The following is a 14,679-nucleotide window of genomic DNA, read 5'->3' on the forward strand; positions in this document are numbered from 1 at the left end:
GACAATCCACTTTATTTCGGGCCACCATGAACACCCAATCTACGCTGAAAACTGGCACTGCCCCTGAAAGTCACACTGAGCCAGCGGTCGCAGCGCCTTTGAATACAAAAACCTTGTTTCCTTTGGGTAGTCGAGAAAGGACGATTGTTCATGACAACACCGAATATCGCTTGCGAATTACTGCCCAGGGCAAACTGATTTTGACCAAATAATCTTCTCTCACCCTCGATCGCAAGCCAGCAACACCGATAGCCAGCCAGCGTTTTTTTCAAACAGCATCATGAATACGAACATTGAAGACCAAGGTGCACTAACCCTGCAAGACGCGCTTGGCTACCCAGCAGGCGTGAGTGCTGGCTCTTATGGGTTTGACAACCGTTGCGACTGTTTCTATGGGGTCGGACGCAAGGTGGTTTTCAGTGCAAACTACCGTTTCTAAATCAAACTGGTTAAAAATCAGCAGTCGGCAAATCGTTTGCCTGCTGCTGGCTTTTCCTGGAGGCTTGGTTTTAGCCAACCTGCTTGCGGCAGCATTGGCCATTTTGCTGTCTAAAGCAGGCATGGAACAAAGCGAAGCCATGACCCTGAGCCTGCTGCTGGCCTACCTTGCCATGCCCTGCTGGGTGCTGTGGATATACTGCACAGCCAGCCTGGCCTGGCTAAGTGCCAAAGGACTGCTGTTTGGTTTGCTTTGCGCAATCGTGATTTATTTTCCTTGGTAATCCCAGGCCGTGAGCAAGCAGAAAGCACCTTCCGTTCGTCAACACATGGCTTGGTTTCACACCTGGTTTGGGCTGTTCGTTGGCTTCCTGCTGTTCGCTGTGTTCTGGATGGGTACGCTCACTGTATTCGATAAAGAGTTCGACCGCTGGATGCACCCGGAAAGCCGCAGTATTGCTGGCGAATGTTGCATACTGAGCCCAAATCAACTTGAAACAGTGTTGCTGAAGGCCCATGAACTGGCGCCGGGATCCGACAACATTCGACTGCGCTTGCCCACCGAGCGAACGCCCATGACACTAATTCGGATCGTAGAACCCGACCGAACCTTGAAAACCTATTTCATCGATCCAGACACAGGCAAAGTGGTCTCCAATGAACACACCTTGGGTGGCAGCGGTTTCTTTTTTCCCTTCCACTACAAATTCAATATTGCCTGGAATAACGTGGGGTATTTTTTGCTGGGCATTGCCGGCTTGGCCATGATGGCGCTGTTGATCAGCGGCATTGTCATTCACCGAAAACTGCTGGCTGAGTTCTTTTTGTTTCGCCCCAACAAACACACCGTGCGCAGTTTGCTCGACTTGCACAATCTGAGCAGCGTGGTGGCATTGCCCTTTCACTTCCTCATCACTTTCACCGGTTTGCTCATCTTTTTTTCCATCTATTTTCCGTGGGCCACACTGGCCGCATTTGGTGGTGACAAAGCCGCCTCGCAGAAAGCCATGAGTGGTTTTGTGAATATGCCCCCCAGTGGTTTTGTTGAAGACGCCGAGCAACAACTCGCTGCACTGAAAAGCGTACCGGCTTTGGTTCAAGCGCGGGAAATGGCCTGGAGCCAAGCCCTGGGCGAAACCGCGCGTGCTGATTCAATCAATATTCGAAACTTGGGTGACAGCAACGCCACACTTGAAATTCGCCGGGTGTTTCCCGAGCGCAGCATCAGCATGAGCACACATGCTGACACCATGCTGTTGCACACCGGTGAACTGCTCCATGCACACGCGCCCAAACCCATCAAGGGCTTCACACACTGGATCAACGGCCTGCACTTCATCCAGTTTGACCACACTGCACTTCGAGTGCTTTACGTGGTGGGGGGCTTGTTGGGTTGCATCATGATTCATACGGGGTTCTTGTTTTGGCTCGAGTCTCGCCGTATTCAGCATCACAAGAAAAAACTGCCAGGCTTCACTGTGGTTCAAGCACTGACCGTGGGCGGCACCCTAGGCATGATGATTGCCACCGCCGCCTATCTTGTTGCAAACCAGCTTTTGCCGAATCACATCGAGAGCAGGGCCACTGTCGAGACCTGGGCATTTTATGGCGTGTGGGTACTCAGTATCGTTTGGGCCTTTGTCAGTGCCTTCCGATACAAACACCTGCAAAACCAAGCCGAAGCGCACTACAGCAGCCAGTGGCTGCCACCCACGGTCGTCTTTACCGCCTTGTGTGCATTGGCCTGGTTGCTCAACCAGATCAACACAGGTGGACTGGTTCAAGCCATGGCTCAAGGGGATATGAATTCACTGGCCATCGACATCGGTTTAATGCTGATGGTTGCAAGCGGTGTCTACACTGCCCACAAACTGTCGGTCAGCGCGACAGCGAAGTATGCTGAGCCCAGCGAGGTTGGACAATGCCACTAACGGTACAACTTGCGCTGACATTTCTTCTGTTGTTTTGGGGTTTGTTGTTGACTGCACTTTCGCAGCAGGCTCACTATCGTCATCGACGTTGGGCGGGGCGTTGCAATGCAATAGGTCTTAAGTCGGCTGGCTCAAGGCGCTTGGCGGGCATTCTATCTTTGTTGATGAGTGCGACTGCATTGGCTGCCATTGAAGGACTTGCTTTCGGACTTGTGCTTTGGGTCATGGCCGCTGCCATACTGGCTGCAGTGTTGGCATGGATGCTTGCTCTGTCGAGATAAGCGCTCGCTCGTGTTGTAGGCGTATAATCGCCTGACATTCAACACGAGCTGTATCCATGATCACCCGCTTTGCCACCACCGCCCTTTTGCTGCTCGCCAGCATTGCCGCGAATGCACAGTCCAATCCAACACCCGTCGCAGTCGACATGGCCAACCGCGTTCAAGCCTGTGTAGCATGCCACGGTGCCGAGGGGCGCGCCAGCGCGGAAGGTTACTACCCGCGCATTGCTGGCAAGCCAGAAGGTTATTTGTACAACCAGCTGATAGCGTTTCGGGAAGGCAGTCGCCAACATGCGGCCATGAATGGCATTGTTCAGCATTTGTCGAATGACTACCTGCTGCAAATGGCGAAGTACTTTGCTGCGCAAAACCCGCCCTACCCTGCGCCTGCAAAAAGTACCGCAACGCCCGCAGAACTTGAACAGGGCAAACAACTTGTGTTCGATGGCGTTGCATCCAAAAAAATTCCTGCCTGCGCCGCCTGCCACGGGCAAGCACTGACCGGGGTAGAACCTTACACCCCCGGTTTATTGGGTTTGCCGCGCGATTACCTGAATGCGCAACTTGGCAAATGGCGCAACGGTCAGCGCCAAGCCGCTGACCCCGATTGCATGCATGCGCTAGTGAAAGCGCTCAGCCCCGAGCAATTGAACACGGCCACCGCATACCTTGCGGCACAGCCCATGCCAGAAAACCCCAAAGCAGCTCCCAGCAACAGCATTCAGTTCCCGCTGAAGTGCGGCACACACACTGCCACAGCCGTGCAAGGCAACAACAATATCTCGCCCGAGCCGATTGCGTTGAATGTGTTGTCTGAACAGGAGAAACGCGGTGCCTATCTGGCACGCTTGGGTAATTGCGCCGGTTGCCACACTGCCAACCCCAAAAAACCCTATGCTGGTGGGCGTGCAATCGAAACACCCTTTGGGAAAATTTACAGCACCAACCTGACACCGAATGCTGAACACGGACTGGGCAGGTGGACTGCCGACGATTTTTACAAAGCGATGCACAGCGGCATCTCAAAAAACGGGGATTATCTATACCCTGCATTTCCCTACACCGACTACACCAAAATGAGCCGTGCAGAGGTGGATGACTTGTTCGCCTACCTGAAACGCCTGCCCGCCATTGCCCAAAAAACACCGCAGCCTGAATTGCAATTTCCCTTCAATCAACGCCCACTACTGGCGGTGTGGCGTGCACTCTATTTCACCGAAGGTGAATTCAAACCCGACACCACACAAACCGCGCTTTGGAATCGTGGTGCCTACTTGGTCAATGGTCTGGGTCATTGCGCAGCCTGCCACACACCACGCGGCACCTTGGGTGGATTGAAAGACAAATTGAATTTAAGCGGTGCCACAATTCCGGTGCTGAACTGGTTTGCACCTGCATTAAATAATCACCCCTTGTACGGCTTGGGTAAATGGACCGAAGCCGATATTGCGCAATATTTGCAAACTGGCGTGAATTCTCATGCGGCAAGCTATGGCCCCATGAGCGAGGTCATTGCGCACAGCCTGCAATTTGCCACGGCTGCCGACACCCAAGCCATGGCGGTTTATCTGAAAAGCCTGCCTGCACAAGCCCCATCAGAAAAAGAATCAACAGGCCTTGGGCAACGCACCTTGCAACCTTTGATGGTTCGAGGAGAGAACATTTATACCAATACCTGTGCCGAATGCCATGGCAAGAAAGGCGAAGGCAAAGCCAATCAATTTCCGGCCTTGGCAAGCAATGTGAATGTGATTGCACCCAACCCGGTCAACACCATACGCATGGTGCTCAATGGCGGTTTTTCACCCAGCACACAAGGCATACCGTATCCACATGGCATGCCACCCTATCGAGTAGAACTGAGCAACAACGACATTGCAGCAGTGGTCACTTACATCCGGCGAAGCTGGGGGAACAATGCCAGTGGAGTGGCGTCTGTCGAAGTCGACAAGCAACGTGGTAATCAATAAAAAAAGCCGGCGATGAATTGCTTCATCACCGGTTTTTCGATGTCGCGCTTAACGATGACTAGAAATCAACTTGCATTTCAACCAGCAACATACGTCCAGGTGCAGGCACCCGGCCGATGGTACTCACATCCACACCACGGAAGAAGTACTGCTCATCAAACAGGTTATTGATGCCAAAACCAAGGTTCATATTTTTGCCCTGACCAATTGGGAAATCACGACCCACGCGCATGTTCACCAAGGTGTAAGCGGGCAACTCCCCGGCGCTGCCATTGGCAGTTTCAACCTGAGTGTTGGCTGAATCACTGAAACTTTCAGAAACATACAAGGCATTCGCATTGGCAGTCCACTTGCCAAACTTGTGTACAGCGTCAACACCAATATGGTGAGTTGGCGCATTGCGAAGTTTCTTGCCTCGGTCTGCACCCGACAACTGCTCCGTGTCCAGGTAGGTGTAGCTCATGCCCAGTTCAGTTTGACTGTCCAGGTTCCAGCGACCTTCCAGCTCCACACCTTCCTGGCGTGTTTCACCCAAGTTGCGGAATGCGCCTGAATCGAAAACAATTTGGTCTTTGTAATCAACACGGAACAAGGTTGCCGCTATATTGGCCTGCGGGTTAATTTGCCAGCGTGAACCAATCTCATAGTTCTCGGCTGTTTCATTGCCCACATCACCACCGCGGGTAACCTGCGCAGTTTGCACCGGCACCAGCGAGCGCTGCGCATTGGCAAACACATACACATCTTTCGTGGCCTGGTAGCCCACAGTCAATCCAGGCAACCATTCATCGGGGTTATTCTGAAACTGTGCGCCCGTGTTCAAATCCCTGTAGTTGGTTTCCACGTCCTCATAGCGAATACCCGGGGTAACGGTTAATCGATTTTCCATCAAAGCGATTGAATCGCTGAGGTAATACGCCATTGCAGTGGTTGAGAAATCCCATCTGCGCAATGGATTCACCGCACCAGTTGCCAAAGTGGTACGCGTTACATCAAATCGCACATCTTCTTCGACAAATCGTGCACCCGCGATAATGGTGTGATTGCCAATTTTTCGGGTGATGCGGGGCTCGGTGCCGTGCACACTGAAAATTCTTGGCGATTCACTGACGCTGGTCACCGGCAAGGCAGGGTCCATGGGATCACTGAAGAAGAAGGTGCGGTCGGCCTGGTGTGCAAAATTACGCCAAGTCAATTTGGTATCTTCGTTAAAACTGTGATTCCAAGTGAAAGTGGCACGCCACATGTCTGCATCATAAGCATCAAATGGACGTTGAGACTGATTCGGATTCTGTTCATATGCTGCAGGGCTCAATGCGCCGGGCAATTCAGCCTTCACTTCGTAGTACTGCAACTGCGCCTTGAAATCGTTGTTCGGGTTCAGGTAGTACTCACCATCTACAATAAAGTTGCGCACTTCGGTGTCGGAACGATCGCGCTGACCCTTTCCATCCACAATATTGGCCTGAAATTGCAAACCAATGTCTTCACGCACAAAACCACCAATGCGGTAGTACGTGTCAGTCAGCATGTTGCCGGTTTCTTCGGAAATTTGAAGGCGTTCGCGGAACGTTTGACTGGTTTTTGCGGGAATGGGCTTGGTCACCAAATTCAGCACGCCACCTACGTTGTTGGGGCCGTAATGAACAGCCGCACCGCCACGCACCAAATCCACCGCTTCAAGGCTGGGCAAGGTAACCGGGAACAGCGACAAGCCCACGTTGGTGTATGGGCCAATCGCAATCGGGTAACCATCGACCAGAATTTGTAAACGCTCACTGCGCAAGGGATTCAAACCACGCACACCAATGTTGGGCAAAATGCCGGTCCCTGTTTCATCCAACACCTGAACACCCGGTACACGACGCAAAGCGTCTTCCAGGTTCAAAGCACCACGCTCTTCCAGGTCTTCTTTCTCAAGAACCGTGCGCGCACCCGTGTAGGTTTTTACGCTTTCCTCTGTGGGTGGGCCTAACCAGTCCGATTGGACGGTGACCGGTGCCAGGTTTTGCGCGAACACAGCATTACCCAGGGAAATACAGGCCAGGGCCACAGCCGTGGATAGAATTGAAATACGGGGACCTTGGCGCGAATCGGCATGCGCACGACGAAATGACATTGCTGTTTCCTTTTAATAATAAAAATCGTTCTCATTATCGTTATTTTTACAACGATATTTTTGTAAGCCCTTCAAAAAGACATTTTTTTCTTGTACCGCACCGCTGTATTCGCGCCTTCACCCCCATATCGAGTGATGGATTGTTAATTTTTTTGAAGCGCCGTTTTATTTAATGCTAATATTAATCATTATCATTTACAAATAAAACATGATCCATCCTTACTTGTTGACCAAAGCAGCATCCAACACATCGCCCAAGCTGGGCCTGCTGAACTCCCTGCCCTCCCCGTTGATCATCGACATGATTGCCCAGTGCAATTACGACTTCGTCATCATCGACACCGAGCACGTGCTGCTCGATGAAAACACCCTGCGCGAATGCATTCAAACCTGCCGGCACCACCAATGCGTGCCCCTGGTTCGCATTGCAGAAATTCGCCCCAACTTCATCGGCAAGGTATTGGATGCGGGTGCCATGGGCATTGTGCTGTCACGCGCAGAGAACGCAGATCAAATTGAAGCGATTGCCAAAGCCATGAAATTCCCCCCGTCCGGCACACGCGGCATTACTGGCGGAACAGTGACAGGCTACGGGCAACTGCCCTTGAGCGACTACATTGCGCAGGCCAACACACACACATTGCTGGTGCCCATGATTGAAAGTGAAAGCGGCTTGAATGCCCTATCCCAGATGCTGGCCACCGGGCAGGTCAGCTTTGTCATGGAAGGTGCACTGGACCTTGCCTTGAACATGGGCCTTGGACCAAGCCCGCTGCACCCAGTGGTGTTCGACGCATTGAACAAGCTGCATCAAATTTGCCAACACGCCGATGTGCCCTTTTGCCCCAACCCAAGAACACCAAGCCAACTGCGGCACTGGCAAGAACTTGACTGCAAACTTTTTCTGTGTGGCGAAGACCGAAGCCACTTCGGTCATGCACTGCGAACCAAGCTTCAACCTTTCCAGACACCCCATGATGTTTCTCAAGGAGCCTGAATTGAAACCCACCCTAGTTTTCCTGACCCATGTGTTGAACAACGCAGTAGTCGACGGATTCATTCCCGCAGCCCGAACACTGGGTCACGACCTAATTGTGCTGACCGATCACGGCCACGCCCACCAGCAAGCACTTACCGATGTTCGTGTGCATGAATGCGATGTGTTCAACCCGATTGCGATAATCGACCTGATTGCCGCACTGAACATTGAACCAAGCGCCGTGTTCTCCAACAGCGATCACCTCCAAACCTGCACAGCCATGGTGGCTGAACTGCTGGGCCTGCCCGCGAAACCTTCAAAGGTTTGCTACCACGCAAAAAACAAACACTGGATGCGAAAGCGGCTTGAATCGCTTCGCCTGCCCACCATCTGGAGCCAAACCATTCGCAGCACCGACGCAGTTCGCAGCGAATGGCCATACCCGCTGGTGGTTAAGCCCACCCAAGGGGTGGCATCAATAGATGTGGTTCGCATCGACACACCCGCGCAACTGACGCAACACCTTGCGCAACTGGATGAATCGCAAAGCGTGTTGCTGGAAGAATTCATGGAAGGCCCATTGATTACCCTTGAAACACTGGGCGATGGCAAACGGCTGCACACCATTGGCGGGTTTGATGTAAGCCTGTCCAATCCACCTTACTTTGTCGAAACCGCAGCGCAATGGAATGGGCCGCATACGGTGCAATGGCGCGCCCACATGGCACACACCCTTGCGCAGTTTGGTGTGGGGCTTGGGGCGTGCCACAGCGAATTCGTTGTGACGCCACGCGGCCCGGTGCTGGTGGAAATCAATTACCGAAGCATTGGCGACAACCGTGAATTCCTGCTTGATCAGTTGGTGGAGCAAGGCTGGTTCAAATCCATTCTGCAAACCCACCTTGGGCAGGAAATTGAAGTGCCACAAGTAAAACCAAAATTTGCACAAATCGATTACCTGGTTGCCCCACATGCAGGCACCTTGCGCGTGGCACCGCATATTGAAAACAATGCAGCCGTGCAGTACCGCGCCATTAAGCAGCAAGGGGAAACCATCCAGATCAGCAACTCCAACAAAGACTACATTGGCGTATTCACTTATCAAGCGGATTCCGACAACGAACTTCAACGCCTTCGAACTGACATACAGCACAGCAACCCCTGGAGCGTTCAATGAGCACTTTGCACGACCAGCGCATTGCGCTACGGCTGATCAACACCTGCCTGCGGGAAAACGTTCGCAACATACTGAGCTTGGGGCGTATTGAATCAAGCGAAGGTCGCAAGTTTTTGGTGTTTGAGCACCTGCCTGAACCCTGCCGAATTGAAGTGAAAGAAAGCCACAGCATGCAAACCCTCAGGGCGATCAACCCACATTGGGAGGTACTTCAACACGGTCAATGGATTGAACAACAGGGTGCACGGCAATGGATCCGTTTTCTGGCGCAAGGTTTGCCCGACGAAGCAAAAGCCCTGTACCAAAACTATGAACTGGAAGTGCAGGCTGCCATTGAGCAAACCATGTTGTGCGATCAAACCTACACCGAACAACAGCACCAGCTTGGCTTTTATGTGGGCCTGCGCAATTGGGCAGAACGCATGTTGCACGCCGATCAAATGGCCAGCTTTCTCGACCACCCTTATTACCCTACGGCGCGAGCAAAGTTCGGCATGCAAACCAGCGAGCTGAAAGCCTACTCACCGGAATTCAACCCAACTTTCGAGTTGGCCTGGTTTGCGGTGCCCGCAAGCGAATTGGAACGCACCGGCACAGAGCCTGCGTGGTGGCCAACACTGGCGCAAGTGGGTTTGCCACAATCGCTTGCCAACAGCCACGCATTGCTGCCAGTTCACCCCATGATGCGCGCCGCAATTGCACAGGAAATACCGGAAAGCATTGAAGCACCACACACTTATTTGCCCGTCAAACCCACGCTGTCGGTGCGCACCGTGGCTGCGCTGAACCACCCGGCTTCACACATCAAACTGCCGATGCCGATTGCCACGCTGGGCCAGAAAAATATTCGCTACATCAAGCCATCCACCCTGAAAGACGGTGACTGGTTTGCGCGCGCACTTGTGTCGATTGAGCAAACGAACGAAGGGATCAAGGGTTTGTACCGGCATGTGGATGAATCATTCACCGGTTGCTACAAAAACCTGAACATTGCGGGTTTTCTGCACCGCCAGTACCCGCCCGAACTGCCCGATGAAACGCTGGCCACCGTGGCCACACTGTGCAGCCCCATGCCCAGTGGCAAACCGTACATTCTTGAATACCTCGAGCAACATGGGCAAAACTTGCAAAGCTGGTGGGCCAGTTACTGCACCTTGATGATAGGTGTGCACCTGCGTTTGTGGATTCAACACGGCATTGCGCTGGAATCGAATCAACAAAACTCGGTATTGTCGTTGCGCCCCGGGCAGCCGCCAACGCTGGTGATGAAAGACAACGACGCCGCACGCCTGTGGCCGCAACGGTTTGAAACAACTGTGGCAAGCCACGGGCACAGTGTGCACATGCTGCAAGACGCACGCATTTTGGTGAACGACGAAGCACCGCTGGCCCACATGTTCATTACCATCACCCTGCAACTGAATTTGCTTGCTGTACTCGATGGGCTTGCGCGAAGCGGTGCACTAAATCGCCAACAGGCTTTGCTTACCTTGCGCAGTGCCATCGAACACACCTTGCACAGCCTGCGCAAAGAGGGGTGCGACATCGACCTGGCCAACGAACTGTTGCTGTGCGCACGCATGCACCCAGTGAAGTACCTACTGCAAAGTGCAAGCCTGTTGAGCAAACAGGAATGCGGTGCCAGCGATGTCAACAAGTTTTACGGCATGACCGGCCCCAACCCCCTTCGAGATCTGTCATGAACCGTGTGCTGATTGCCGTACTGGCCTGCCATTTTCTGGCCGCGTTCACCGTGCTGGGCATGCCCCTGTACCTGCCCGTTCTGTTCACTGATTTGGGGCTAGCGCCGAACAGCCCCTGGATCGGCTTTGTGTTTGCTTGGCCCACACTGTTGACTGCACTCAGCGGTCCGTTGTGGGGCAAAGTGGCTGATCGTTTCGGCAGGCGCTTCTCGCTGATCCGTGCGCTGGCGGGTTTGTCCATCGCGTTCGTGTGGGTCGGTGTTTCAAGTTCAGTGGCGGAACTGGTCATGGCATTAACCCTGCAAGGCTTGATGGGCGGTACATTGGCTGCAGCCAATTCTTACCTGGCCACCACCATGCCGCGTGAAGTGCTGTCCAACACCTTGAACTGGACACAATTCAGCGCACGCATGGCGCTGGTTACCGCGCCTTTGGTGCTGGCTGTGGGTATCCAATACTTCAAACTGCAACAGCTGTACATTGTGTTGGCAAGCCTGCCCATGCTGGGTGCCTTGTGTGCCTGTACGCTGCCCAAAGATTCACAGCCATCGCATTCATCGAAAGCAGCTTCAAGTACGCACTCAGTTACCACATCCACCAACACAGCCACCCCTGTGCAATATGCATCGGCCCTTGCGGTGTGCAGCTTGCAAGCCCTTTTCTGCTTTGCCATGGTGGTCACCTTTCCGTACTTCCTGCCCTATGCAACCCCTGGCGTTGCAAGCACCACTGCCATTGCCCTTCTGTACGTGCTGCCCCACCTTGTTTACTTGTTTCTTCAACCGCTTTTGAAAAAACGCCTGCCAAACTGGGCTTTCAATTGCCACCTCAGCATGCTGGCCCTTGCCATTGCAGCGTGTATGCAGTGGCAATTCAACAGCGGTCTGGCCCTTGCAGCGGCGCGTGTTCTGTTTGGCATGGGTATTTGGTTGGGCTATCACGGCACTCACCAACTGGTGGCAAAGTCGTTTCAGGCGGCACGTGCTGGCACCTGGTTTGGTTCGCTCGACAGCGTGGGGAAACTGGCCGGCGTGGCCGCTGGTATTGCAGCCGGTTTTGCAGTTAACCACTTAAACCTTGCTTCGCCTTTTCTACTTTCAGCAGTGACCAGCCTTGCAGCCATGCCACTTGTTCACCACATTCAAAAAACAGGATCAAACCCATGCCCACATTTGAACAACGAATTCAGCGACACCAAGCCGAACACCACAGCCTGAACCATCTTCTGAATTGCTATTTGCGTGAATTCGCAGTGCCGCAACAATTGGTCGACTGGAAAGCACAAGGCGATCTGCCCAAAGCCTTGCAAAGCGATCTGCTGGAAGGTGAAACCGTGAGAATTCGCATGGCTTACCCACTTCTAAAAATCGCCTTCAAAGTGCAAGCCCGGGGCGCACTGAACCAGATCAAACTGGGATCCAAACTGTTCGGAAAACCCATGGGAAAACCCTGGCAAGTGCTGGGCACCCATGCTGCCATTGAAGCCCTGCTTAACCACATGGCCATGCTCACGAAAACCGAACCCAACATTGAATTGCAAGCCCAAATACACAACAGCCTGCACAACATGCAACGGTTTTTGGCACACGCAAACGTGCCCCACATCAACGCCCTGCAACACACAGAACAATCGTTGCTGTGGGGCCATCCATTTCACCCCAGCCCGAAAAGCCGATCAGGCGTGGAGCCTGATCAACTGCTGCAATGCTCACCCGAAGTGGGTGCTGCCTTCCAGTTGCACTGGTTTGAAATTGATCCGGTTTTGCTGAAAGAACTTGGCAACCCTGTGATCAACAAAGTGTCTGAAACCCTGACTGGGCGCGCTGGCCTGTACCCCTGTCACCCCTGGGAAGTGAACCTTGTTGTGAACTCCAGAATTTATCAACAAGCAAGCCAGAATAATCTGATTCGCCACCTTGGCCCTTTGGGCAAAGTGGTGTGGCCTACTTCATCCGTGCGCACTTTGTACCACCCTGAACTGGATGTATTTTTGAAATGCTCCATTCATGTTCGGCTCACCAATTGCATTCGTAAAAACGCATGGTATGAACTTGAAAGCGCGGTGGGCATGACCGAGCTGCTTGCACACACCTTTGAACATGTTGAGCATGCACACCCCGGTTTTCGGATGTTGCGTGAACCAGCGGCTTGCACACTAGACTTGTCAAAGGCTTGCACAACTGCCGGCAGCGAAGAAATCTTAAGCCTGCAAGAAAGTTTCGGCATCATTTTCAGGGAACAACTTCAAAGCCAGCACACCGACATTCACATGGCAGGCACGCTTGCTTCATGGGACACGGTGGGCCAAAGCCAACTGGCGCAATTGCTTTGCGAACACGCCGAACAACATGATTTGCAAAAAACTGAATTCACACTGAACTGGCTGCAAAGCTATTTCAATCTGCTGGTGCCCGGCACCCTGACCCTGTTGTTCAAGCACGGTGTGGTGCTTGAACCGCATTTGCAGAACACCGTGCTGGCGCTGGAAAACGGTTTGCCCGTGCGCGTGTGGATCCGAGACCTGGAAGGCACCAAACTGATTCCACAACACTGGCCTTCTGATCGCCTGCAAAGCCTCTCGGAACGCGCCATTGCCTCGGTGCATTATTCCGAAGACCAAGGCTGGAAAAGGGTCAGCTATTGCCTGTTGGTCAACAACATTGCCGAGATGATTTTCCACGCCTGCCAACACACCCCGGGGCTGGAACAACGGGCATGGGCAATGCTGGCCGCCTTGCTTCAAAAAACCAGCCATGCCTTGGGTACACCACAGGCGCTTTCCGGTTTGTTGCAAGGCCAGGCACTGGCATCGAAAAACAACCTCAAAACACGTTTGTTCAAAAAGGCCGATCGCCTTTCCGACTACACATTCCTTTCACACCCACTGATTGCGCAACATGACAAACACACTGAACACACTGCTTACTAAACAGGCCAATTCCAGTACACAACCCTGGTGTGCCTATGTGTACGACTTGCCAGCGCTGGCAGCACATGCACAACACATGAAACGGCACCTGCCGCGCAATTGCGAGCTGTATTACGCTGCCAAAGCCAACCCCAATATACGGCTACTTGAAACACTCGCACCACACGTGGATGGCTTTGAAGCTGCCTCTGCGGGCGAATTGGCCCACTTGAATGAACAGCACTTCGGCAAACCCCTGATTTTCGGCGGACCGGGCAAAACCACTGAAGACTTACAACAGGCGCTACGCCAACAAGTAGCCTGTATCCACGTGGAGAGCCTGACCGAACTGAAGCGCCTTGCATTGCTTTGCGCCCACACGGGTCAAACCCAAACAATCATGTTGCGCATGAATATTACGCTTGAAGGCATAGCAAGCAGCAAACTTCAAATGGGGGGGCAGGCTACGCCTTTTGGGCTCGACCCCTGCGACCTTGGCACAGCGCTGGCATTGCTTCAGGAATCGGCACAACTTGAATTTGAAGGATTTCATTTTCATTCCATGTCACACCAGTTGTCAGTCGAAAATCACCTGAAACTGATTACACGGTACTTCGAAATCACCCGGCAATGGGAATCGCAATGGCACATTCGCTGCAAGGTGATCAATGTGGGCGGCGGGATTGGTGTGAACTATCAGTGCGTGGATGAACAGTTCGACTGGCCAGAATTCTGCAAAGGGCTTGATCAATTGATCAGGCAGCACGACATGCAAACACGGCAAATCCGGTTTGAGTGTGGCCGCTACGTGAGCGCATTTTGTGGCTACTACGTGATGGAAGTGATCGACCTGAAACAAAGTCACGGGCAGTGGTTTGCGATTGGAAAAGGCGGCACACACCACTTTCGGACCCCTGCGGCACAAAACCACAACCACCCGGTTTGGGTGCACCGCAACGGACAGGCTGGGGTTGTACGCAATTCAACGGTGAATATCGTGGGGCAGCTGTGCACACCCAAAGACCGCCTGCACCAGCAACTACCTGTTCAGGAATTGGCTCTCGGAGATTATCTGGTGTTTACGCTTGCGGGGGCTTATGCATGGAATATCTCACATCAAAATTTTTTGATGCATGCTGCGCCAGAAACTATCTATCTCGATTGAGAGTTGAA

General features: G+C 53.0%; 13 protein-coding genes. 12 read left to right on the forward strand and 1 reads right to left on the reverse strand.

The features are described 5' to 3' along the window. The first annotated feature begins 26 nt into the window (after positions 1 to 26). From hemP to PY990_RS00285, 6 genes are all read left to right on the forward strand, one after another. Positions 27 to 212: a hemin uptake protein HemP gene (hemP, locus tag PY990_RS00260; protein ID WP_275269889.1), complete on the forward strand. Its 186-nt coding sequence runs from the start codon at positions 27 to 29 to the stop codon at positions 210 to 212. 68 nt (positions 213 to 280) lie between these two features. Beyond that, the gene (locus tag PY990_RS00265; protein ID WP_275269890.1) at positions 281 to 439 is read left to right on the forward strand and encodes a hypothetical protein; all 159 of its coding nucleotides are present in this window, start codon (positions 281 to 283) and stop codon (positions 437 to 439) included. Continuing rightward, positions 420 to 722, forward strand: coding sequence for a hypothetical protein (locus PY990_RS00270; protein ID WP_275269891.1), 303 nt, complete (start codon positions 420 to 422; stop codon positions 720 to 722). Before PY990_RS00265 ends, PY990_RS00270 begins: the two co-directional genes overlap by 20 nt. Before the next feature lie 9 nt (positions 723 to 731). Further along, on the forward strand, positions 732 to 2,369 hold the full coding sequence (locus tag PY990_RS00275) for a PepSY-associated TM helix domain-containing protein (RefSeq protein WP_275269892.1): 1,638 nt from the start codon (positions 732 to 734) through the stop codon (positions 2,367 to 2,369). Continuing rightward, positions 2,360 to 2,650 carry a hypothetical protein gene (locus PY990_RS00280; RefSeq protein WP_275269893.1) on the forward strand — a complete coding sequence of 97 codons (291 nt, stop codon included), beginning with the start codon at positions 2,360 to 2,362 and terminating at the stop codon, positions 2,648 to 2,650. Before PY990_RS00275 ends, PY990_RS00280 begins: the two co-directional genes overlap by 10 nt. A 56-nt stretch (positions 2,651 to 2,706) precedes the next feature. After that, positions 2,707 to 4,620: a c-type cytochrome gene (locus PY990_RS00285; RefSeq protein WP_275269894.1), complete on the forward strand. Its 1,914-nt coding sequence runs from the start codon at positions 2,707 to 2,709 to the stop codon at positions 4,618 to 4,620. 58 nt (positions 4,621 to 4,678) lie between these two features. On the opposite strand, the gene PY990_RS00290 is transcribed toward PY990_RS00285, so the two are convergent. Then, positions 4,679 to 6,739, reverse strand: coding sequence for a TonB-dependent receptor family protein (locus PY990_RS00290; RefSeq protein ID WP_275269895.1), 2,061 nt, complete (start codon positions 6,737 to 6,739; stop codon positions 4,679 to 4,681). A 208-nt stretch (positions 6,740 to 6,947) separates the two neighbouring features. Between PY990_RS00290 and PY990_RS00295 the strand changes: the two genes are divergently transcribed. From PY990_RS00295 to PY990_RS00320, 6 genes are read left to right on the forward strand one after another with little or no spacing between them, the layout of a single operon-like run. Continuing rightward, entirely contained in the window at positions 6,948 to 7,736 is a 789-nt protein-coding gene (locus tag PY990_RS00295; protein WP_275269896.1) for an HpcH/HpaI aldolase family protein, read from the forward strand. Position 7,737: 1 nt separating this feature from the next. Next, positions 7,738 to 8,895, forward strand: coding sequence for an ATP-grasp domain-containing protein (locus tag PY990_RS00300; protein WP_275269897.1), 1,158 nt, complete (start codon positions 7,738 to 7,740; stop codon positions 8,893 to 8,895). After that, on the forward strand, positions 8,892 to 10,598 hold the full coding sequence (locus PY990_RS00305; RefSeq protein ID WP_275269898.1) for an IucA/IucC family protein: 1,707 nt from the start codon (positions 8,892 to 8,894) through the stop codon (positions 10,596 to 10,598). Before PY990_RS00300 ends, PY990_RS00305 begins: the two co-directional genes overlap by 4 nt. Next, the gene (locus tag PY990_RS00310; RefSeq protein WP_275269899.1) at positions 10,595 to 11,815 is read left to right on the forward strand and encodes an MFS transporter; all 1,221 of its coding nucleotides are present in this window, start codon (positions 10,595 to 10,597) and stop codon (positions 11,813 to 11,815) included. Before PY990_RS00305 ends, PY990_RS00310 begins: the two co-directional genes overlap by 4 nt. After that, the gene (locus tag PY990_RS00315) at positions 11,761 to 13,527 is read left to right on the forward strand and encodes an IucA/IucC family protein (protein WP_275269900.1); all 1,767 of its coding nucleotides are present in this window, start codon (positions 11,761 to 11,763) and stop codon (positions 13,525 to 13,527) included. Before PY990_RS00310 ends, PY990_RS00315 begins: the two co-directional genes overlap by 55 nt. After that, a complete protein-coding gene (locus tag PY990_RS00320) occupies positions 13,496 to 14,671 on the forward strand; it encodes a type III PLP-dependent enzyme (protein ID WP_275269901.1) in 1,176 nt (391 codons plus the stop codon). Before PY990_RS00315 ends, PY990_RS00320 begins: the two co-directional genes overlap by 32 nt. Positions 14,672 to 14,679: the final 8 nt, after the last annotated feature.

It is taken from the genome of Limnobacter olei (assembly GCF_029087225.1).
Classification (GTDB): Bacteria; Pseudomonadota; Gammaproteobacteria; order Burkholderiales; family Burkholderiaceae_B; genus Limnobacter; species Limnobacter olei.